This is a genomic window from Dyella japonica DSM 16301 (assembly GCF_001010355.1).
Classification (GTDB): Bacteria; Pseudomonadota; Gammaproteobacteria; order Xanthomonadales; family Rhodanobacteraceae; genus Dyella; species Dyella japonica.
On the sequence record NZ_JPLA01000036.1, the window covers coordinates 43,464 to 62,514 of the forward strand.

The 19,051-nt window shown below is 65.8% G+C and carries 16 protein-coding genes; 6 read left to right on the plus strand and 10 right to left on the minus strand.

The genetic code is table 11. The annotated features are described in order from the left end of the window. Nucleotides 1-258: 258 nt before the first annotated feature. Entirely contained in the window at nucleotides 259-1,263 is a 1,005-nt protein-coding gene (locus Y882_RS13235; protein ID WP_046972406.1) for a TolB-like translocation protein, read from the minus strand. A gap of 196 nt (nucleotides 1,264-1,459) precedes the next feature. Here Y882_RS13235 and Y882_RS13240 point away from each other — a divergent pair, with 196 nt between their 5' ends. Together Y882_RS13240 and Y882_RS13245 are read left to right on the plus strand one after the other, a co-directional pair. Then, nucleotides 1,460-2,320: a hypothetical protein gene (locus Y882_RS13240; RefSeq protein ID WP_046972407.1), complete on the plus strand. Its 861-nt coding sequence runs from the start codon at nucleotides 1,460-1,462 to the stop codon at nucleotides 2,318-2,320. A 136-nt stretch (nucleotides 2,321-2,456) separates the two neighbouring features. Further along, on the plus strand, nucleotides 2,457-3,128 hold the full coding sequence (locus tag Y882_RS13245) for a hypothetical protein (protein WP_046972408.1): 672 nt from the start codon (nucleotides 2,457-2,459) through the stop codon (nucleotides 3,126-3,128). On the opposite strand, the gene Y882_RS13250 is transcribed toward Y882_RS13245, so the two are convergent. Then, nucleotides 3,125-3,913 carry a LytR/AlgR family response regulator transcription factor gene (locus Y882_RS13250; protein ID WP_046972409.1) on the minus strand — a complete coding sequence of 263 codons (789 nt, stop codon included), beginning with the start codon at nucleotides 3,911-3,913 and terminating at the stop codon, nucleotides 3,125-3,127. The genes Y882_RS13245 and Y882_RS13250 overlap by 4 nt on opposite strands. Next, nucleotides 3,910-5,025 (minus strand): sensor histidine kinase, encoded by a 1,116-nt coding sequence (locus Y882_RS13255; protein WP_046972410.1) that lies wholly within the window; start codon nucleotides 5,023-5,025, stop codon nucleotides 3,910-3,912. The genes Y882_RS13250 and Y882_RS13255 overlap by 4 nt, the downstream gene beginning before the upstream one ends. Nucleotides 5,026-5,230: 205 nt before the next feature. Between Y882_RS13255 and Y882_RS13260 the strand changes: the two genes are divergently transcribed. Then, complete coding sequence (locus Y882_RS13260) at nucleotides 5,231-5,647, plus strand: hypothetical protein (RefSeq protein ID WP_046972411.1); 417 nt, start codon at nucleotides 5,231-5,233, stop codon at nucleotides 5,645-5,647. A 66-nt stretch (nucleotides 5,648-5,713) separates the two neighbouring features. Here the strand turns inward: Y882_RS13260 and Y882_RS13265 are convergent, their stop codons facing one another. From Y882_RS13265 to Y882_RS13295, 7 genes are all read right to left on the minus strand, one after another. Beyond that, nucleotides 5,714-7,081 carry a glutamate--cysteine ligase gene (locus Y882_RS13265; RefSeq protein ID WP_046972412.1) on the minus strand — a complete coding sequence of 456 codons (1,368 nt, stop codon included), beginning with the start codon at nucleotides 7,079-7,081 and terminating at the stop codon, nucleotides 5,714-5,716. Between the two features lie 111 nt (nucleotides 7,082-7,192). Next, complete coding sequence (locus Y882_RS13270; RefSeq protein ID WP_052949993.1) at nucleotides 7,193-8,629, minus strand: sensor histidine kinase; 1,437 nt, start codon at nucleotides 8,627-8,629, stop codon at nucleotides 7,193-7,195. Between the two features lie 103 nt (nucleotides 8,630-8,732). Next, a complete protein-coding gene (locus tag Y882_RS13275) occupies nucleotides 8,733-9,398 on the minus strand; it encodes a response regulator (protein ID WP_046972413.1) in 666 nt (221 codons plus the stop codon). Between the two features lie 155 nt (nucleotides 9,399-9,553). Further along, nucleotides 9,554-10,477 carry a Grx4 family monothiol glutaredoxin gene (gene grxD, locus Y882_RS13280; protein WP_046972414.1) on the minus strand — a complete coding sequence of 308 codons (924 nt, stop codon included), beginning with the start codon at nucleotides 10,475-10,477 and terminating at the stop codon, nucleotides 9,554-9,556. A 179-nt stretch (nucleotides 10,478-10,656) separates the two neighbouring features. Beyond that, entirely contained in the window at nucleotides 10,657-11,514 is an 858-nt protein-coding gene (locus Y882_RS13285) for a UDP-2,3-diacylglucosamine diphosphatase (protein WP_046972415.1), read from the minus strand. 249 nt (nucleotides 11,515-11,763) lie between these two features. After that, the gene (locus Y882_RS13290) at nucleotides 11,764-12,360 is read right to left on the minus strand and encodes an SGNH/GDSL hydrolase family protein (RefSeq protein WP_046972416.1); all 597 of its coding nucleotides are present in this window, start codon (nucleotides 12,358-12,360) and stop codon (nucleotides 11,764-11,766) included. A 6-nt stretch (nucleotides 12,361-12,366) separates the two neighbouring features. Next, nucleotides 12,367-13,611: an aminotransferase class I/II-fold pyridoxal phosphate-dependent enzyme gene (locus Y882_RS13295; RefSeq protein ID WP_046972417.1), complete on the minus strand. Its 1,245-nt coding sequence runs from the start codon at nucleotides 13,609-13,611 to the stop codon at nucleotides 12,367-12,369. A gap of 139 nt (nucleotides 13,612-13,750) precedes the next feature. Here Y882_RS13295 and rsgA point away from each other — a divergent pair, with 139 nt between their 5' ends. The 3 genes from rsgA to Y882_RS13310 all read left to right on the plus strand — a co-directional run bounded on the left by rsgA (nucleotide 13,751) and on the right by Y882_RS13310 (nucleotide 18,790). Beyond that, on the plus strand, nucleotides 13,751-14,806 hold the full coding sequence (rsgA, locus tag Y882_RS13300; RefSeq protein WP_046972418.1) for a ribosome small subunit-dependent GTPase A: 1,056 nt from the start codon (nucleotides 13,751-13,753) through the stop codon (nucleotides 14,804-14,806). 180 nt (nucleotides 14,807-14,986) lie between these two features. Continuing rightward, on the plus strand, nucleotides 14,987-16,261 hold the full coding sequence (locus Y882_RS13305) for a peptidase MATCAP family protein (RefSeq protein ID WP_046972423.1): 1,275 nt from the start codon (nucleotides 14,987-14,989) through the stop codon (nucleotides 16,259-16,261). Between the two features lie 237 nt (nucleotides 16,262-16,498). Then, the gene (locus Y882_RS13310) at nucleotides 16,499-18,790 is read left to right on the plus strand and encodes an NADP-dependent malic enzyme (RefSeq protein ID WP_046972419.1); all 2,292 of its coding nucleotides are present in this window, start codon (nucleotides 16,499-16,501) and stop codon (nucleotides 18,788-18,790) included. The last annotated feature ends 261 nt before the right edge of the window (nucleotides 18,791-19,051 follow it).

Genomic DNA, 19,051 nt, shown 5'->3' on the forward strand with positions numbered 1-19,051 from the left:
TGCGAACTGCACCTGCAATCTTGCCACGCTTCTGTAGGATTTTGATGTCCGAAACGAAGAGGCTTGCGCCGATCCGGACGGGTCATCGCAGGTTTGTGATGCGGCAGCGCGGTTCCTCCGGCACCCGCCCCCCCGGACAAGGAAAGCTGCAGAGGGAGTCGAGCGTCTGTTTTTGCCCGCCAGACCGGGCGCTCGCCCGTTGCCGGCAGCATTTTTCAGCGGGCGCCACGCCCTGCAAATAGCTGCCGCCCATCGTCCTCAGGGAGAGGCCCTGCCTCGGCCCTCCGCGGCGCGATGTGCAGCCAGCCATGGCGCCAACGACACCGACCAGATGTTGTCGTTGCCGTTGTCCCATTGCATGCGGGCGATGTCTTGCTGCGCCTGCTGCGGCGTGCGCGGACAGTGCACGGGGATCGAGCGTGTGCTGCTGAAGTACAGCGTTCGATGGTCGGGGCCGAGGTGTGAGCCCCAGGGGCTCTTCACGTTGATGTCCTTGCCCAGGTCGATCGGCGTGCTCCAGCCATCGCCTTCGCGGAACGCGATGTAGAGGCGGTCAGGATCATCCTTGCCGGTGTAGTTGGCATCGAACACGATGAACGATTCATCGGGTGCTACGGCGGGATCGAGCTTGTGCGCGGACGCCGCGCCCAGCATCACCGGCACCGGCGGCAGGTACGTGCCGTTGCGGTATTGCGAACGGAACAGGCGAAAATCGTCATCTTCGGCGGGACGCTGGAAATACACGCTGCCATCCGCCACCACGCTGGGCGCATAGGTGCGCGAGCTGCTGTTCACCGCATCGGGCAGGCGCACCGGGGTTCCCCAGCCATGGCCCTTGCGCTCGACGCGCCACAGATGACCGCCCGAGCCAGGCTGTATCTTGCCGTCCGCCATCACGGCGTCGAGCGGCTTGCCGCCTTCGGCATCGGGGCGGTTGGAGGAGAAGATCAGGAACGAACCATCCGGCGACATCGCCGGATCGTGATCCAGCCACTGCCCCGAGAACGACGCCACGGTGGGCGTGCTCCAGACCCCGTTGACACGATGCGACACCATGATCGCCGCGTTTGGCCAGTGGATGCGGTCGAAGAGCACGGTATTGCCGTCGGGCGTGAAGGCTGCTGAATCCTCGTTGGCGGGACCGGATACGACACCCGGCGCGAACACCTGTGGCGCGTCGTCGGCAGCGGCTTGCGCCGATACGTTGGCAACCAGACTCGTGATGCAACAGGCTGCGCACAGCACACCGACTACACGTTTCATCTCACCGATCCTTCTGTCAGGAATGGAGCGAGCTGCTGACGCACATCCGTCGCAGCGTCATTCTTGCGCTCACGATTTGGCCCAAGGACGTGCTTGAAGTCATGCAAGCCGGGCGCCATGTCGTTCGTCATGCGCTGCGCCTGTATCGGGTCCAATGGAATGCAGCGCTACGTCAACCATGGAATGAGGACATCGGATGTCTCGCCCACGTTACGCATGGCTGCTTGCCGCCCTCTGGTTCGGACTGTCGGGACTGCCGCTGCATGCGCGTTCTCCGGCCCAGCGCGCCTGCGCGCCTCTGCAAGGCTTTGAAGTCACGCGTCAGGCACAGGTGACGGTCTTCGGCGATATGCACGGCACCGTCCAGTCGCCAGCCGTATTTGCACAAGCCGCCTGTCTGTTCGCACAGCGCCTGGGTGGCGAGCGTGGCGTCATCGGCCTGGAGTTGCCCGAGTCGTTCAATGCGTACTTCGATGAGGTAGGCGTGCAGCCGGTCGAAACCGTCTGGGCGCGTGCAGGCTCGGATGCGTTCTGGGATGAGTTCAGGGATGGTCGGCATAGCGCCGCGATGTGGCAGTTGGTTCATCGCCTGATTGCGCTTTCAGCGCGCTCCGGTGGTTCCCTGCGCATCGTGGCCCTGGCCCGACAGCCCATCGACGTTGACGGCGCGGCACTTCTGGTCGATTCGATGAAGTCGTCCGGCGCCTCACGCGCACTGGTGCTGATCGGCAATGCGCATGCACGCATGACGCGGATGCCTGGACAAGAGTCGGAGCCATTTGCACGTCATGTGGCGAATGCAGGACTGAGCGTGATCTCATTGAACGCGCAGGCAGGTGGCGGAAAGGCGTGGTGGTGTGCCCCCGGATGTGCCGTGCATCCGTTCTATGCGTCGCCTGAAAAAGGTGGGGTAAAGATCGTGCTCCTGCCCGACGGAGACCGCCAGCCTTGGCATGGCTACTACTACGTGCCTGAGATGACGCTCTCGCATCCGGTGAAGACCATGGCGCTGCCTGAGCATGTGCGGCTGGACATGCCAGGCGCACCGAGTGTCTGATTGCCTGTCCAGGAGCGACTGGACGTTCGTGGTTGGGCATAGCTCGCGCCGTGTGACCGAAGGCAGACGCCGCTGTCACAGGGGACCGTCATAAGCTCACCGTAAGATCGAGTCTTCAGCGTTGCGGAGCGGACCCATGCGTAACCTGGATTTCAGTTCCTGGCATGCCGTGTTGTCGACCGTGGTCGGCTTGGCGCTGATCACGCTGATCATGGTCGGCGTGCGGCTGCTGGCCATGCATACCGTGCAGAAGCGGCGTGAGCGCGAGAATCGCCAGATCAATGAACGCTTGCGCACCTTGATCGCGGCATACAAGACGCTGGGTGGTTCGTTTACCGGCAATCTTGCGGTTGACCCGACGCATCTGCGCGATCTGCGCCAGGCGGGAGTGTCGGCGGAAGGCGAGTCGCCCGACACCGCCGCACCGCGTTCCGATCGCTCGCGCCGCATGCGCGATGCGGTGGAGGCGGCCTTGTCCGACATCATCCTGCTGGGCACCGAGGAACAGGTGGCATTGGCTGCGCGTGCCGCCACGGAGCTGTCGCAGGGCCGCCCCACGCATACGGCTGAATTGGTCGTGTCCCTGCGCGATTTCATCCGCAAGGTGCTGGATCTCGAGCCGGTGTCGCCGGGCCTGGTCATTCCCAGGCAGGGGCCGACGCGCGTAGCCGGCACGCGCGGCAAGGGCGACGCCAAAGGCGAGGGCGGCGGCAAAGGTGGCGGTGGCGGCATGGGCGGCGGGATGGGCGGCATGGGTGGCCATGCCAGCTTCGACAGCGACGACCATGCGCACCACGGAGGGGCTTAGTCGTTCTGACGGACGTCGCGAGTCGACACCAGCCGCAGGAACGCCTCGTGCTGGTAGCGGCTCATGCGCAGCTTCTGGCCGGTATCCATGGTGACCACATGGTGACCGTTGAACCACGGATGGATCGCCTGCACGCGACGCGTGTTGATGATGGCCGAGCGATGCACGCGGGCGAAGCGGCGCGGATCGAGCCGTGCGGCGAGTGCCGTCATGGTTTCGCGCATTTCGTGGACGCCGTCGGCCAGGTGCAGCAAGACGGTGTTGCCGCTGGCCTTGATCCACACGATGTCGTCCACGTCGACGAAGCGGATCTGCTCGTCGATCCGCACGGGCAGGCGCTGCAGGTAACTGTCGCGCTGCTTGAGCGTGTCCAGCGCCTGCATGATCCGTTCGAGCGACGGTTCGCCCTGCGCACCGCGGGCAGCAAGCCGTTGCTTGACGCGCAGCAGGGTCTGGGCGAAACGTTCGCGGCTGAAGGGCTTCACCAGGTAATCGACGGCATTGGCTTCGAACGCCCGCACGGCGTACTGCTCATAGGCCGTCACGAACACCGTGGCCGGCATCCGCGCCGCGCCGATGGCCGCGACCACATCCAGCCCGGCGAGGGCTGGCATCTGCATGTCGAGAAACACCAGGTCGGGCGCCTGCTGCCGGATGGCCTGCACGGCCGACTCGCCATCGCCGCATTCGGCGAGCAAGGCGATCTCGGGATCGTCCTTCAACAGGCGCACGATCGCGCGCCGCGCAATCGGCTCGTCGTCCACCACGAGGGTGGCGATGCTCATGCCGTCATCACTTCAGGCGACTCATCCGGTTCCTCGATCTCGCGGAACGGCAGGCGCAGGCGGCAGATCACACCTTGCGGCCAGATCATTTCCAGGCGCACGTGCGCGTCGTCGCCATACAGCTCGCGCAGCCGCAATGCGGTATTGGACAGGCCGATGCCATGTCCCTGTTTGGATGAGGCGGCTGGCTCCAACGTGCTGTTGCGATTGCGCACATCGATGCACAGGCTGTCGCCATCGCGGCGGGCTTCGATCTCGACGCAGTCCACCCCGATGCGCTCGCCGATGCCATGGCGGATCGCGTTCTCCACGATGGGTTGCAGGATCAGGCTGGGCACGGCGCATGGCAGCGTGTCGGGACTCACATAGATCTGCGTGGTCAGCCTGTCCTTGAAGCGCGTGCGCTGGATGCCGAGGTAGAGATCCAGCAGCACCAGTTCGCGCCGCAGGCTGATCTCCTGGCCGTCGTAGTCTTCGAGAAAGGCACGCAGCAGATCGCTCAGGCGCAGCAGCATGTCTTCGGCCGACAACGCATCCTCTTCCAGCAAGGTGGCGATGGCGTGCAGCGTGTTGAACAAGAAGTGCGGCTGCAGCTGGGACTTGAGCGCGTGCAGGCGCGACTGGGCAAGTTCCGCGGTGAGCTGGCTCGCTTCGAGTTCGCGGCGTGACTTCTCGGCATGGAAGGCCATCGCCTGCTGGATCGCGAACAAGGCCCAGTACGTGAGCAGTCCCGTGGCGAAGTGCTGGCCAACGAAGTACCACAGCTGCTGGATGAAGCCGCTGGGTTCGAACAGGGTGGAAACCAGGGCGCCGATCACCATGGCCAGCATGGTCACGCCCAGACTCAACGGCGCTTGCTTGCCCAGGCCACGCAGGCGCAGCGGCGCACGGATGGGATAGCGCTGGGCAAGACGGAACACCCACGGCGCCAGCGCGGCCCAGGTATACCACTGCACCATGCCCCAACGGATGTAATCCCACAGCGACCAGATGTGATGATCGTCGACGATGTCGCGCAGCAGTTCCTGTGTGCCGAACACGACGGCCACGGCCGTCCACAGGCCGAGATAGCGCCATAGGCCCATGGTCGCGTTGCCGAGCCGCACCTTCATCGCGGTGTGTCCGAGTGGATCGTAACCCCATCTTAGGCGCCTGTTTCCGCGGAGAGAAGCGCGGCACGCAGTCACTACGATTGGTCATCGCGCTACGACGATTCGTCACGAAATGCTTTCGCAAAGCGGCCGCAAAGGCGTCCGATGCAGCCGCTCGCCGCATGCACCTGCGTGGTGAGCACCCCATTTCGCCGGAGTAGCCGCCATGCCTGCCCCCCGTCTTGCTGCATCCCTGCTGATCATCGGCGCCATGCTCGTGACCCTTGCCGCCTGTGCCACGCCTGCGGGAACCGCACCCGAGCCGATGCGCCCATTACGCATCGTCAACGCAACCTTCGATGGCGTCACGGCGCTGGCCATCGCGCCGAGTGGCAGCGCCGATTTTCGGAACGTTGCGCTGGCACAACCGCTGCCCGGCGGCCAGGCGTCCATCATGGTGGATGTGCCGCCTGGCGCATGCCACCGCGATGTCCGCGTGACCTTCCGTGGCGACCGCAGCCTGGTTTACCGAAATCTGGATGTATGCCGCCATGATGGTCTGCGGCTGGCGGTGGGAAGTACGCGTACGGGTCGTTCAACACCACTGAAGGGCGAGGACATCCAAGTGGCCGGATCACCTTGACGCTCATACCAACGCAAAGAGCCCCGCACGATGGCGGGGCTCTTGCGGTCTTGCTGTGAGCTACGCTCAGTAGGCGAATTCGCGGAAGACCGGATCGACGCTGCCGTTCCACGCGCCGTTGAACAACTCGAGCTTGCGCTCGGCCGGCGTCTGGTTCGCCTCGACGATTTCTATCATCGGCTCCAGGAAGATGCTTTCGTCCGCACCGCTCTTGTTGAGGCGCGCACGCCGCTTGAGGCCATGCGAGGCGATCTTCAGCGTTTCGGCGGCCAGCTCGCGCACGCTGTGCGAACGGAACGGCAGCTTCAGGGCCTGGCGCGGCACGCCGTCGCGCAGCGCGTGGCGTTCCTCGCGGCTGAAGTCCTTGACCAGGTCCCACGCCGCGTCGAGTGCTTCATCGTCATAGAGCAGGCCGACCCACAGCGCGGGCAGGGCGCACAGGCGGTTCCATGGGCCACCATCGGCGCCGCGCATCTCCAGGTATTGCTTGAGGCGCACTTCCGGGAACGCGGTGGTGAGGTGGTCGGCCCAGTCCTTCATGGTGGCGTGCACGCCCGGCACCGCAGGCAGTTCACCGGCCATGAAGCGCTTGAAGTCCTGGCCGGAAAGGTCGATGTACTGGCCGTTCTGGTAGCTGAAGTACATCGGCACGTCGAGCATGTAGTCGACGTAGCGCTCGTAGCCGAAACCGTCCTGGAACACGAAGTCGAGCATGCCGGTGCGGTTGGGGTCGGTGTCTTCCCACACGTGCGAACGGTAGGAGAGATAGCCGTTCGGACGTCCATCCGTGAACGGCGAATCGGCGAACAGCGCGGTGGCAATCGGCTGCAGCGCGAGGCTGGTGCGGAACTTGCGCACCATGTCCGCTTCGCTGGCGAAATCCAGGTTCACCTGCACGGTGCAGGTGCGCGTCATCATGTCCAGGCCGAGGTTGCCGACCTTGGGCATGTACTCGCGCATGATCTTGTAGCGGCCCTTGGGCATCCACGGCATCTCGTCGCGGCGCCACTTGGGCTGGAAGCCCATGCCGAGGAAGCCGATGCCCAGGTCCTCGGCGATCGAGCGGACTTCCTTGAGGTGCGAATTGACCTCGCTGCAGGTGTCGTGGATGGTCTCCAGTGGCGCACCGGAAAGCTCCAGCTGGCCGGCCGGCTCCAGCGTGATCGAGGCCTTGTCGCGCGACAGCGCCACCGGGTTGTCGCCTTCGCGCGCCACCTCCCAGCCGTAGCGCGTGGCCAGGGTTTCGAGCAGGACGCGGATGCCGCGGTCACCGTCGAAGGTGGGCGGGCGCAGGGTATCGGTAAGGAAGCCGAATTTCTCGTGCTCCGTACCGATGCGCCAGGCATCACGCGGTTTTTCACCCGCAGCCAGGTAGTCGGTGAGTTGCTGACGGCTGCCGATGGGCGTGCTCTTGACGGCACTGGGTATGGACACTGGGGAGCTCCTTCAGGGGTGCCACCACTCTGGGGGTGACGCATCCTAATTCAAAGTGCCGATTATCCGAACTTTTGAAATTAGGGCGCCCCGACCGGGATCAGCGCGTCCTCAGGCAACGGCAGGGAAGTCGATGCGCATCCGTGCCCCCCGCCCGGAAGACCCATCGAGGATACTCAATTGGGCGCCATGCACACGTGACACTTCGTCCACGATGGCCAGGCCCAGGCCGCAGCCATCGGCGCTGCTGCCGGCGCTGCGGTAGAAGCGTTCGCGGACCTTCTGGCGCTCCTCGGGGGCGATGCCGACGCCGCTGTCGTCCACTTCCAGGAATGGACGGCCATGCTCCACGCCGCAACGGATGGTGATGTTGCCGCCTGCCGGCGTGTGGCGAATGGCGTTGTCGATCAGGTTGTTGAGCACCTCGTGCAGCAGCCAGTACACGCCGGTGACCTGCACCGGCTGGCTGTCGGCACCCAGGTCGATGCCGTGGGCCAGGGCGCGGTCCAGCGAGCTGTCGATCACCTCGCCGATCAGGCGCGGCAGGTCGACCGCGGTGAAATGACTGGCGCGATGGGCCGACGGTTCGGCGCGCGCCAGCGTCAGCAACTGGTTGGCGGTGTGGGCCAGGCGATCCACGCCGCCCTGCAGCAGCTTGATGCGTTCCTGCAGCGGCGTGTCGGCGGTTTCGCGGGTCAGCACTTCGAGCTGGGCTTTGAGTCCGGTCAAGGGCGTACGCAGCTGGTGCGCGGCATTGGCCAGGAAGTGCTGCTGCGAGAGCACCGAGTCACGCACGCGTCCGAGCAGGGAGTTCAGCGACACCACCAGCGGCAGCACTTCGGTGGGCACGCCTTCGGTCGGCAGCTGGTTCAGCGCCACCGCCGGGCGCCCGGCGATCTGCCGGCTCAGCCGCTGCAACGGCCGCAGGGCGATGCGGATGCCGACCAGGGCGATGATCAGCACCGCCGCCATCTGCAAGGTGTCGTTGATCAGGAAGGCCACGTCCAGGCGATGCACGGCGCGGTCGCGGCGGGCCGGCGTTTCGGCCACGGTGACCACCAGCGGTTCGCCGGTTTCGCTGGTGCGATAGCTGGCCAGCCGGAAATCTTCGGCGCGGAAGTTGATGTTGGTGTAGCTGAAGCCGTCTTCGGACTGGCTGTCCGGCGCCACCGGCAATTCCGGCGAACCGGCGATGGTGGTGCCGTCGGGCAGGCTCACGCGATAGAAGAAGTGCTCATCGGGCATCGCGCGCAGCGGCGGCGGCGGGTGCGAAGGCAGCGCCACATCGAGCTTGCCGCCGGCGCCCGGATGAATGCGCGCCACGATCGCCAGCGCCGAGCGCGACAGCGAATGATCAAAGGCGTTGTGGATCGGGCTGACGATCACATGGTGGTCGACCGCCACGCCCGCCACCAGCAGCAACAGCAGCGGCGCGAGCAGATAGCTGAGCAGTCGCCGGTGCACGCTGGTGGGGCGGCTGGCCTGCTCTGATGGCTTGAAATTGGGTGTCACCGAACCGGCCCCGCGGGAGATATCGAGAAAGCGCAAGAGTCGTGGAAGGCGCCTGTGTCCAGGCGATGCACTTCCTTACCCCGCACACCTGCCCGGCATCATGCCATCCGCAGCGGGTGGATCAGAATATCGGCGAGGCTCAGGCGTCTTCGAGCCGGTAGCCCAGGCCGCGGATGCCGCGCACCGTGGCCGAGCTGCCCAGCTTGCTGCGCAGGCGCGAGACGTGCACTTCGATGGCGTTGCCGGAGATGTCTTCGCTCCAGCCGGTGATGGCCTGGGTCAGGCGCTCCTTGCTCACCACGCGACCGCTGTGGTGGGCCAGGCATTCCAGGATCGACCACTCGCGGCGGGTGAGTTCCAGCGCTTCACCCTTCTCGTTGAGCGCCCGGCGACCAGCCAGGTCGATGCGCAGGCCGCCGATCACGATCTCGTTGGCGGCAGCGGCGGTGGCGCGGCGGATCAGGGCGCGGCAACGGGCGGCCAGTTCCGGCAGGGCAAACGGCTTGACCAGGTAATCGTCCGCGCCCAGGTCCAGCGCATTGATGCGGTCATCCAGGCCGTCGCGGGCGGTGACGATCAGCAAGGGCAGCGAGCTGCCGCTGCGACGCAGGCGGCGCACCAGCGACAGGCCGTCTTCGCCCGGCAGGCCCAGGTCCACGATGGCCAGGTCGTAATGGGTATCGGCCAGGCGGGACGTCACCGATTCGGCGTCGCCCACTGCGTCGACTACATAACCAGACCCGATCAGGCCACGGGAAATGGCGTCGGATACGAGGGAATCATCTTCGACGAGCAGAATGCGCATAGGGCACGAAAGTGAGATGGTCGCAATATGCTAACAGGCACGCCTTTCAGTTCGCCGTCGTCTTGACCTTCGGCTGGCTGAAGGCCAAACCAACAAAAAAGCGCCTGCCGGGGGCAGGCGCTTTGGTGTGAACGGCGACGTCCGGGGTTAGCCGATCAGTAGCGCGGCACCGTGGGATCGATCTGCTGCGCCCAGGCGTCCATGCCGCCTTCGACGTTGTAGACCTTGCTGAAGCCGTGCGCGGCAAAGCGCTCGGCCACGCCGCGGCTGGATACGCCGTGGTGGCAGATGAAGGCGATCGGGGCGTCCTTGGGCAGGTTGGCCAGGGCGTCGTAGCCTTCCTCTTCCAGGATGCGGGCCTGCGGCAGCGGCGCGGCCGCCGCACGGCCGTGGGCCGGACGCACGTCCACCAGGGTGATGTCGCCAGCGGCCAGGCGTTCCTTCAGCTGCTGCACGGTGAGCGTGCCGATCTCCTGCGCGCCCGGGAACTTCAGGCTCAGGCCTTCGCCCTGCACGGTGGACACCCAGTCGATCACGATGCCCTTGGCGCGCTGGGCGCTGCCCGGGTCAAAGTGCACTTCGATGCCGTTGGCCGAGACCACGATGTCGTGCTCGCTGCCCGGCGCCAGCTGGAAGCCGGCGCTATGGTCCGGACCGATCTCCAGATGCAGGGCCAGGCCCTGGGCATTGGCGGTGCCTTGACGGATGGCTTCAGCCGCCTTGTCGGTGATGGTGATCTCAGGCGGGGTGCGATCCGGCGCGGTGGCGCCGAACAGCTGGTGCAGCTCGCCGCTGGCGTACATCTGGCGAATGATGTCGGCGCCGCCGACCAGCTCGCCGCCCACGTACAGCTGGGGAATCGTCGGCCAGTCGCCGTAAGCCTTGATGCCTTCGCGGATTTCCGGGTCTTCCAGCACGTTGACCGTGTGGTAGTCCGGCAACAGCTCGTTGAGCGTGTTGGTGGCCGCCGACGAGAAGCCGCACATCGGCTGCTGGCGGGTGCCCTTCATGAACAGCACCACGCGGTGGTTCTGCAGCAGGGATTCAATACGTTCGCGGGTGGCGCTGTCGAGGGACATGGGGGCGGTGGCTCCGGCAAAGAAGGCGAATTGTAGCGCCTGTGGATATGCCGGCGGATTTTGGGGATGCAAGGGGGAGCGAGGAGTGAGTTAAGAGGAGTGAGAAGTGAGAGAGAGCGGGCGTCGAGATCTTGCGGGTGCCCCTCTCACTTCTCACTCCTCTCCCCTCACTCCTGCTCTCAAGCCGCCGGCCGCAACGCCGCCAGATCCAGCTTCGCCCGGGTCAGCGGCGCCAGGGCCAGGGCGGCAGCGGGCGAGGGCAGCACCAGTTCGCGGCTGGCGCGGCCCAGCGGGGCGTACTGCTCGCTCCAGTGGATCAGCTCCATGGCGCCGGTGTGATCTTCCACCAGCACCGTGCAGTGCTCCACCCAGTCGCCATCGTTCAAATACAGCACGCCGTCCATCTCGCGCACATGGCCGAAATGGATGTGGCCGCAGATATGGCCGTCGAAGCCGCGTTCGCGGGCGTCGCTGGCCACGCGCTCCTCATAGGCACGGATATAGGCCAGCGCCTTGCCGATATGCGATTTCACGATGATCGACAGCGGCAGGTAGGGCAGTTCCAGGCGGCGGCGCATCGCGTGGACCCGGCGATTGGTCCAGCAGATGAAGCGATGCATCACTTCCCCCAGGTGCACCATCCATGTGCGCCCGACTTGCTCCGGATCGAATTCGTCGCCATGGCTGACGTGGTAGCGGCGGCCGTCGGCGCCTTCATGCACGGCATCCAGCTCGATCTTCACGCCGCCGAACTGCTGGCCGGCCAGGCCGCGCATGGGTGCGTCGTGATTGCCGGGGATGTAGACCACCTCGACGCCGCGGCGGGCCAGGTCGAGTACCTCGGCGATGACCGCGCCGTGGTCGACATGCCACCAGGTGCGGCGTGCCAGCGCTTCCATGTCGATGATGTCGCCGACCAGGTACAGCTTTTCGCAACGCAGTTTGCGCAGGAAGTCGAGCAGATAACTGGCCTTGCAGTCAGGCGTGCCCAAGTGCACGTCGGAGATGAAGGCGCTGCGGCAGTGGAAGGTCGCCATGGCAGTCTCTCCCGGTGGTTACCGGGATCTCAGAGTGCCGCGCTTACGTCACCGCACGATGGCGGTGAGGTTGCAGTGGGGTTTCCGCCCGTGAGCCAACCCAACCTGTGGGAGCGCACCCTGTGCGCGACCGCGGAGCGAAGGATCGCCTCGGTGCCCGATTGTGCGATGTGGCGCTGCGCCAACACCGATCCCAGCCGCGTCACCGGTCGCGCACAGGGTGCGCTCCCACAGGTCATGCTCAATCGTTTAGGCGGACAACATGGCAACCGCGGCGGGCACGGCCGCCTCGGTCCACAACGCATACTGCGCCGCGGACGGATGCAATCCATCATCGGCAAGCAAGGCCGGATGCTGGCGCGAGATGCCGGTGATATCCACGAACTGCGCACCGCGACGCTCGGCTTCCTCGCGGGCGATGGCGTTGTAGCTATCCAATTCGCTCGCGATGCGCAGCACGTCGCGGCCGCTGCCGTGCGCGAACGGCGTGACGCCCCAGTCGGGAATCGACAGCACCAGCACGCGCCCGCTGCGATCGCCCGCAAGTGCCACCGCGCGCTCGAGCAGTCGGCGGATTTCGTCGCGGTACTCGTCGGCGCTGCGTCCGCGGTACTGGTTGTTTACGCCGATCAGCAGACTGACCAGCTCGTAGGGTGGCGTGAAGCTCGCCGCGTCCATCGCGGCAGACAGCTCGTCCGTGGTCCAGCCGGTGGTGGCGATGATGGCGGGATCGTCCAGCGCCACGCCTTCGCGACGCAGACGCACGGCCAGCTGCACCGGCCAGCGGCCCGCTTCGGGCACGCCTTCGCCGATCGAGTAGGAATCACCCAGGGCGAGATAACGCATACCGCGTCAGGCGATCGCGGCGGTGCGCGGCTTCTGGGTGGCAGCCATGCCGGCCAGTACACGCTCGATGCGCACGAACACCTCGCGCAACTGTTCCGGTTGCGGCAGCAGGGTCAGGCGCAGGTGGCGGCTGTGCGGCACGTTGAAGCTGCTGCCCGGCACCACCAGCACCGATTCTTCTTCCAGCAGGCGCAGCGCGAACGCGTTGTCGTCGAAATCGAACAGACGATCGGCGCGGACACGCGGAAAGGCGTACAGCGCGCCGGCGGGCGACACCAGGTCGAGGTACTGGCTGGCGGCAACGCCCTCCAGCACGGCGCGGCGCGCTTCGTGCAGGCGGCCACCCGGCGCGGTGAGCGCGTTGATGGTCGGCGCGGTTTCCAGCGCCGGACGCACCGCCCACTGCGCGGTCACGTTGGCGCACAGGCGCAGCGCGGCGAGCAGCTGCAGGGCATCGCGATAGTCCGCCGTGCGGGCAGGATCGCCCGACAGGCTCATCCAACCCACGCGGTAACCGCAGGCGCGATGGACTTTGCTGAGTCCGCCGAAGCTGACACAGGGTACGTCGCCGGCCACTTCGGCCAGCGGCTGGAAGACCGTGCCGTCGTACAGGATTTCGTCGTAGATCTCGTCGCACAGCAGCAGCAGGCGATGCCTGGCGGCGATCTCGACCATGCGTTCGAGCAGCTCGCGCGGATACACGGCGCCGGTGGGATTGTTCGGATTGATCAGCACCAGGGCGCGGGTGCGCGGCGTGATCAGCGCTTCGACTTCCGCCGGATCGGGCAGGTGGCCGTTCTCCGCCAGGCAGCGGTAATAGCGCGGCTTGCCGTCGTTGAGGATGGTGGCGGCGCTCCACAGCGGGTAATCCGGGCTGGGCAGCAGCACTTCGTCGCCGGGCGCCAGCAGGGCGCGCAGGCTCAGGTCGATCAGTTCGCTTACGCCGTTGCCGACGAAGATGCGCTCCACTTCCACGCCACGCGCGCCCCGATGGCGCTGCTGGGCGGCGATGGCCTCGCGTGCCTCTTCCAGACCCTGCTCGTGTCCGTAGGCTTCGCTATCGTGCAGATGTCGGGCGATCGCCTCACGCAAGTGGGCTGGCGTTTCGAAGCCGTAGCGGCCGGGATTGCCGATATTGAGCTTGATGATCGGCAGGCCAGCCGCTTCCAGCTCACGCGATCGCCGGGTGAGTGCGCCACGGATTTCATAGCGCACGTCCGCCAGGTGCGCACTGGGTTTGATCGAGGCCAACGCAAGCGTCCTTCGTCTTGGTGTTGTTGCGGCGCAAGAATCTGGCCGGCAATCGCATGCTAACAGCGTCGCGGCGCGGTTGGGGAGCCAAAAATCGCCTCGTTTCGGCCTTTTTCCGGGCAGGGCATAATGGTCACCCATGACGCACCCCGAAACCATCGAGCGACTGCGCCGGATCGGCTGGCGTGGGGACACCCTGCCACCCGAAGGCAGGCAGTTGGCCCGCGTAGTGGCGCAGCATCGCGCCGGCTACGAATTGCACGACGGCGAGCACCTGTTTGGTGCCCAGCCGGCCGGCCATTTTCTCAAGCGCAGCCTGGATCCGTCCGAACGGCCCGCGGTGGGCGACTTCGTGGAAATCGAGTCCGGCAAGCCGCCGCACATCGTGCAGGTACAGCCGCGCCGTACCGTGCTGTCCCGCGCGGCCGCCGGCGAACGCTACGAACGCCAGATCATCGCCACCAATATCGACTACGTGCTGGTGTTGACCGGGCTGGATGGCGACTTCAATCCGGCGCGCATCGAGCGTTATCTGTCGCTCACTGAGGGCTCGGGCGCGCAACCCGTCGTGCTGCTGAGCAAGCTCGACACGCGCGACGATGCCGCCTCGGTGCTGGCCGCCTTGCGCGAACGCCTGCCCCAGGGCACGCCCGTACACGCGATCAACGGCAAGGACCCAGCCAGCATCGATCTGCTGCTGCCCTACCTTCAGCCCGGCGACAGTGCGGTGCTGGTGGGTTCGTCCGGCGCGGGCAAGTCCACCCTGACCAATACGCTGCTGGGCAGCGAGCGCATGGCCACCAGCGCCGTGCGCGGCCACGACAGCCGCGGCCGGCACACCACCACCTATCGCGCGCTGTTGCAGCTGCCCAGCGGCGGCTGCCTGATCGACACGCCCGGCATGCGCGAGCTCAAGCTCACCGGCGAAGAAAACCTGGATCTTTTTGCCGACATCGAGCAGCTGGCCGAGCAGTGCCGCTTCGCCGACTGCGGCCACGGCAGCGAGCCCGGCTGCGCGGTGCAGGCGGCGCTCGACAGCGGCGAGCTGTCGGCGGAGCGCTGGCGCAACTACTTGAAATTGCGCGACGAACGCGAAGAGCAGGCGACCACGCTGGAAGCCAAGCTGCGCCGCCAGCGCGGCGGCCGTCCGGCGACCAAGCCCCACACCAACCGGCATTCGCGCGAACGCGAATAGTCGAGCGGGGCGCTGTCCTCGCCCGGCGGGTGGACTACTATCGGGCCGTCTTGGTTGGGGAAGTGGGCATGCAGCGGCTTTCGTCGCGTTCGACGTTCTTTTCAGGCGGGAGTTTCCCGCGTTCCGGTTTGGCTCTCTGGCGCTGTGGACCGTGGCATGGGCGGGCAAACGGAGGCCGGCATGAATAGCCACGGCGCCGCGCATTCGCCAGACCTGCAACGCTACGCCGACCTCGACCAGCGCCTGCTGGCGGCCGTGAAGGGCATCCGCATCCTGTCCACGGTGGCCTGGCCCGCCTCGCTGGAAGACCGCATGATCGCGGCCTACGCCAAGGGCCAGTACACGCTGCCCGAAGTGCACTACGCCGTGCCCGACCTGTCCGCCGAGCGCGCCGAGCTGGCCGCGATCGAGCGCGAAGCGGGCTACGACGATCCCTTGGGCGAGTACCTGTCCCGCACGGCGGAGTCGTGGCGCATTGCCGCCGAAATGCTGGAGGCGGTGGGCACCGACCAGGTGACGGCGCCTTCCATCGTTTTGTATGGCCGCCCCGGCGACCTGATTTCCGGGAGCGATCGCAGCAACCTGGATGCGGCACGTTATTTCGTGGAGCTCGCCGATGAGCTCGGTTCGGATCTGATCGCCGATGACGTGCTGGTGGCCATTTCCGCCGAGGACCTGCGCGCGGACCTGAGCAAGACGTTGGACGAGTTCTTCGGCGCGCCGCTGATTTCGGTGGAAGTGGACCCGGAGCTGACTGCGAAAGCGGCGGCCGGCGCCACCCGCATCCGTCTTCGCGGCGGCACGCGCTTTACCGACTACGACCGCCATCAATTGCTGGCGCATGAGGCGCTGGTGCATTCGCTGACCGCGCTCAATGGGCGTGCGCAGCCACTGCTGGCCTCGTTCGGCCGCACCTCGCCGCGCGTCACCGCCACGCAGGAAGGCCTGGCCGTGTTTGCCGAACTGATGTCCGGCGCCATCGATATCTCGCGCCTCAAACGCATCAGCCTGCGCATCCTGGCCATCGACATGGCCTTGAGCGGCGCCGATTTCGTCGAGGTCTACCGCTTCTTCTGCGAGTGCGGACAGAACCCGGCCGACAGCTTCCACTCCGCCCAGCGCGTGTTCCGTGGCGTGCCGCTCACCGGCGGCGCGGCGTTTGCGAAGGACAACGTCTATCTGTCCGGCCTGCTCACCGTGCACACGTTCTTTCGCTGGGCCTTGAAGCAACGTCGCATGGATATGCTGCGGCATCTTTTTGCGGGCAAGCTGGCGCTGCACGATGTCATCAGCCTGCAACCGTATTTCGAATCGGGCGTGATCGCCGCGCCGCGCTGGCTGCCGCCGTGGATGCAGCACGCGCACGGACTCGCGGGCAAGCTGGCATTCTCGTTGTTCGTCAATCGCATACACATGGGCAAGGTGCAGGCGGAGGCGCTTTCGCTGAGTCTGTGATTGACCCTGTGGGAGCGCACCCTGTGCGCGACACGCCACGCGTGGATGGTTCGCTCCGTTGGCTTGTCGCGCACAGGGTGCGCTCCCACAACAGACAGATGGCCGACTGCATACCAGTTGTGTGAACCATAACGTCACCATGCTGCAGCGCATCGTCGGGGAAGGGTGGCCGGCGGTGATACCATTCCACGATGCTGCCTCGCGGCACCCGACTCCCCATCACTCGATTCCTATCCCATGGCCCTTACCGAAGAACTGCGCCTCGCCGCTCTCGAGTACCACCGCCTTCCGCGCCCCGGCAAGATCAAGGTGAGCGCGACCAAGCCGATGGTCACGCAGCGCGATCTCGCGCTCGCTTACTCGCCCGGCGTTGCTTATGCCTGCGAGGCCATCGTCGAGGATCCCAACGCGGCCAGCGAAATGACCGCGCGTGGCAACCTCGTCGCCGTGATCACCAACGGCACCGCGGTGCTGGGCTTGGGCGACATCGGCCCGCTCGCCGGCAAGCCGGTGATGGAAGGCAAGGGCGTGCTGTTCCAGAAGTTCGCCGGCATCGACGTGTTCGACATCGAGATCAACGAGCGCGACCCGGACAAGCTGGTCGACATCATCGCCTCGCTCGAGCCCACCTTCGGCGGCATCAACCTCGAAGACATCAAGGCGCCGGAGTGCTTCATCGTCGAGCGCAAGCTGCGCGAGCGCATGAAGATCCCGGTGTTCCACGACGACCAGCACGGCACTGCCATCATCGTGGGCGCGGCCATCGTCAATGCGCTGGAAGTGGTCGGCAAGAAGATCCAGGACGTGAAGCTCGCCACCACCGGCGTGGGCGCCGCGGGTATCGCCTGCCTGGACATGCTGGTGGCGCTGGGCCTCAAGCCCGAGAACATCCTCGCATTCGATCGCGAAGGCGTGCTGTACACCGGCCGCGACCAGATGGACCCGGACAAGCAGCGCTACGCGCGCGACACCGACAAGCGCACGCTGGCGGACATCGTCGCCGGCACGGACGTGTTCCTCGGCCTGTCGGCCGGCGGCATCCTGCGGCCGGAAATGGTCGCCACCATGAATGCGCGGCCGATCATCCTGGCGCTGGCCAATCCCAATCCGGAGATTTCGCCGGAAGACGCCAAGATGGTGCGCCCGGACTGCATCATCGCGACGGGCCGTTCGGACTATCCGAACCAGGTCAACAACGCGCTGTGCTTCCCGTACATCTTCCGCGGTGCGCTCGATGTGGGCGCCACCGTCATCAACGAATCGATGAAGACCGCCTGCGTGCGCGCGATCGCCGAGCTGGCCCGCATGGAGGCCGGCGATCTGGCCAGCGCCTACGGCGGCGACGTGCCGACCTTCGGTCCCGACTATCTGATTCCGCGTCCGTTCGATCCGCGCCTGCTGGTGATGTTGGCGCCGGCGGTGGCGCAGGCCGCCATGGATTCGGGTGTGGCCACGCGCCCCATCGTGGACATGGAGGCGTATAAGGAAAAGCTCGGCCAGTTCATCTACCGCACCGGCCTGCTGATGAAGCCGGTCTACGAGCGTGCGCGCGCTGATCTCAAGCGCGTGGTCTATGCCGAAGGTGAGGAAGAGACCGTATTGCGCGCGGTGCAGACGGTGATCGACGAGCGCCTGGCGTTCCCGATCCTGATCGGTCGCCCGAGCGTGATCGAGACGCGCATCGAGCGTCTGGGCCTGCGCATGCGCCAGGGCGTGGATTTCGAACTCACCAACATCGATGACGATCCGCGCTTCAATGAGTACTGGCAGCAGTACCACGCGCTCACCGAGCGTCGCGGCGTGTCGCCGGCGGCGGCCAAGAACCTGCTGCGTTCGCGGCCCACGCTGATCGCCTCGATCATGGTCGAACGCGGCGAAGCCGATGCGATGATCTGCGGCCTGGTCGGGCGCTTCCACAAGAAGCTCGGCTATATGCGCAGCGTGTTCGGCCTCGATCCGGGTGTGTCGTGCACCTCGGCGATGACGGGCGTGATCAACGATCAGGGTGCGTGGTTCTTCCTCGACACCCACGTGCAGTGCGATCCCACCGCCGAGCAGATTGCCGAAGCGACGCTGCAGGCCAGCTACCGCCTGAAGCTGTTCGGCATCGAACCGAAGATCGCGCTGCTGTCGCATTCGAATTTCGGCAGCCACGAGAACGCCAGCGCGGCCAAGATGCGCAAGGTGCGCGAGATCCTGGTGCAGCGCGGCCACAAGCTGGACATGGACGGCGAAATGCAGGCCGACACCGCGTGGGACGAGGCGCTGCGTTTGCGCATGTTCCCGAACACGACGCTGTCGGGTCGCGCGAATCTGTTCGTGATGCCGAATCTCGATGCTGCCAACATCACGTACAACATGGTGCGCGTGATGACTGACGGCGTGGCGATCGGTCCGATCCTGATGGGCATCAACAAGCCCGCGCATATCCTCACGCCGGCGGCGACGCCGCGTCGGGTGGTGAACATGACGGCGATTGCGGCGGTGGATGCGCAGATTCGCCAAGCGCAGGGTGAGCGGCGGAGCTGAGGTTTCGCGGCTGCTTTTGAGCGGTTGAGAACGGGGCCTTGAGGGCCCCGTTTTTTTGGGGCTGCATTCGTGCGGGTTGCGATGACGTGCCACCGACTTGCTCCCTCTCCCCTCCGGGGAGAGGGTTGGGGTGAGGGGCCAACCTAGCCTCATTGTGTGGTGGTGACGCTGGCTTCTTTTGCTCGTCATTCCTGCGAAGGCAGGAGGCGCTTTTCAACAGCCGAATGGCTGGTCATCAAGTGACTCTGTGCTTGGTTGTCG

Excerpts from the sequence above, each read along its gene's own strand:
- Y882_RS13235 (WP_046972406.1), bottom strand. The coding sequence starts at position 1,263 with ATGAAACGTGTAGTCGGTGTGCTGTGCGCAGCCTGTTGCATCACGAGT.
- Y882_RS13240 (WP_046972407.1), top strand. The coding sequence starts at position 1,460 with ATGTCTCGCCCACGTTACGCATGGCTGCTTGCCGCCCTCTGGTTCGGA.
- Y882_RS13245 (WP_046972408.1), top strand. The coding sequence starts at position 2,457 with ATGCGTAACCTGGATTTCAGTTCCTGGCATGCCGTGTTGTCGACCGTG.
- Y882_RS13250 (WP_046972409.1), bottom strand. The coding sequence starts at position 3,913 with ATGAGCATCGCCACCCTCGTGGTGGACGACGAGCCGATTGCGCGGCGC.
- Y882_RS13255 (WP_046972410.1), bottom strand. The coding sequence starts at position 5,025 with ATGAAGGTGCGGCTCGGCAACGCGACCATGGGCCTATGGCGCTATCTC.
- Y882_RS13260 (WP_046972411.1), top strand. The coding sequence starts at position 5,231 with ATGCCTGCCCCCCGTCTTGCTGCATCCCTGCTGATCATCGGCGCCATG.
- Y882_RS13275 (WP_046972413.1), bottom strand. The coding sequence starts at position 9,398 with ATGCGCATTCTGCTCGTCGAAGATGATTCCCTCGTATCCGACGCCATT.
- grxD (WP_046972414.1), bottom strand. The coding sequence starts at position 10,477 with ATGTCCCTCGACAGCGCCACCCGCGAACGTATTGAATCCCTGCTGCAG.
- Y882_RS13285 (WP_046972415.1), bottom strand. The coding sequence starts at position 11,514 with ATGGCGACCTTCCACTGCCGCAGCGCCTTCATCTCCGACGTGCACTTG.
- Y882_RS13290 (WP_046972416.1), bottom strand. The coding sequence starts at position 12,360 with ATGCGTTATCTCGCCCTGGGTGATTCCTACTCGATCGGCGAAGGCGTG.
- rsgA (WP_046972418.1), top strand. The coding sequence starts at position 13,751 with ATGACGCACCCCGAAACCATCGAGCGACTGCGCCGGATCGGCTGGCGT.
- Y882_RS13305 (WP_046972423.1), top strand. The coding sequence starts at position 14,987 with ATGAATAGCCACGGCGCCGCGCATTCGCCAGACCTGCAACGCTACGCC.
- Y882_RS13310 (WP_046972419.1), top strand. The coding sequence starts at position 16,499 with ATGGCCCTTACCGAAGAACTGCGCCTCGCCGCTCTCGAGTACCACCGC.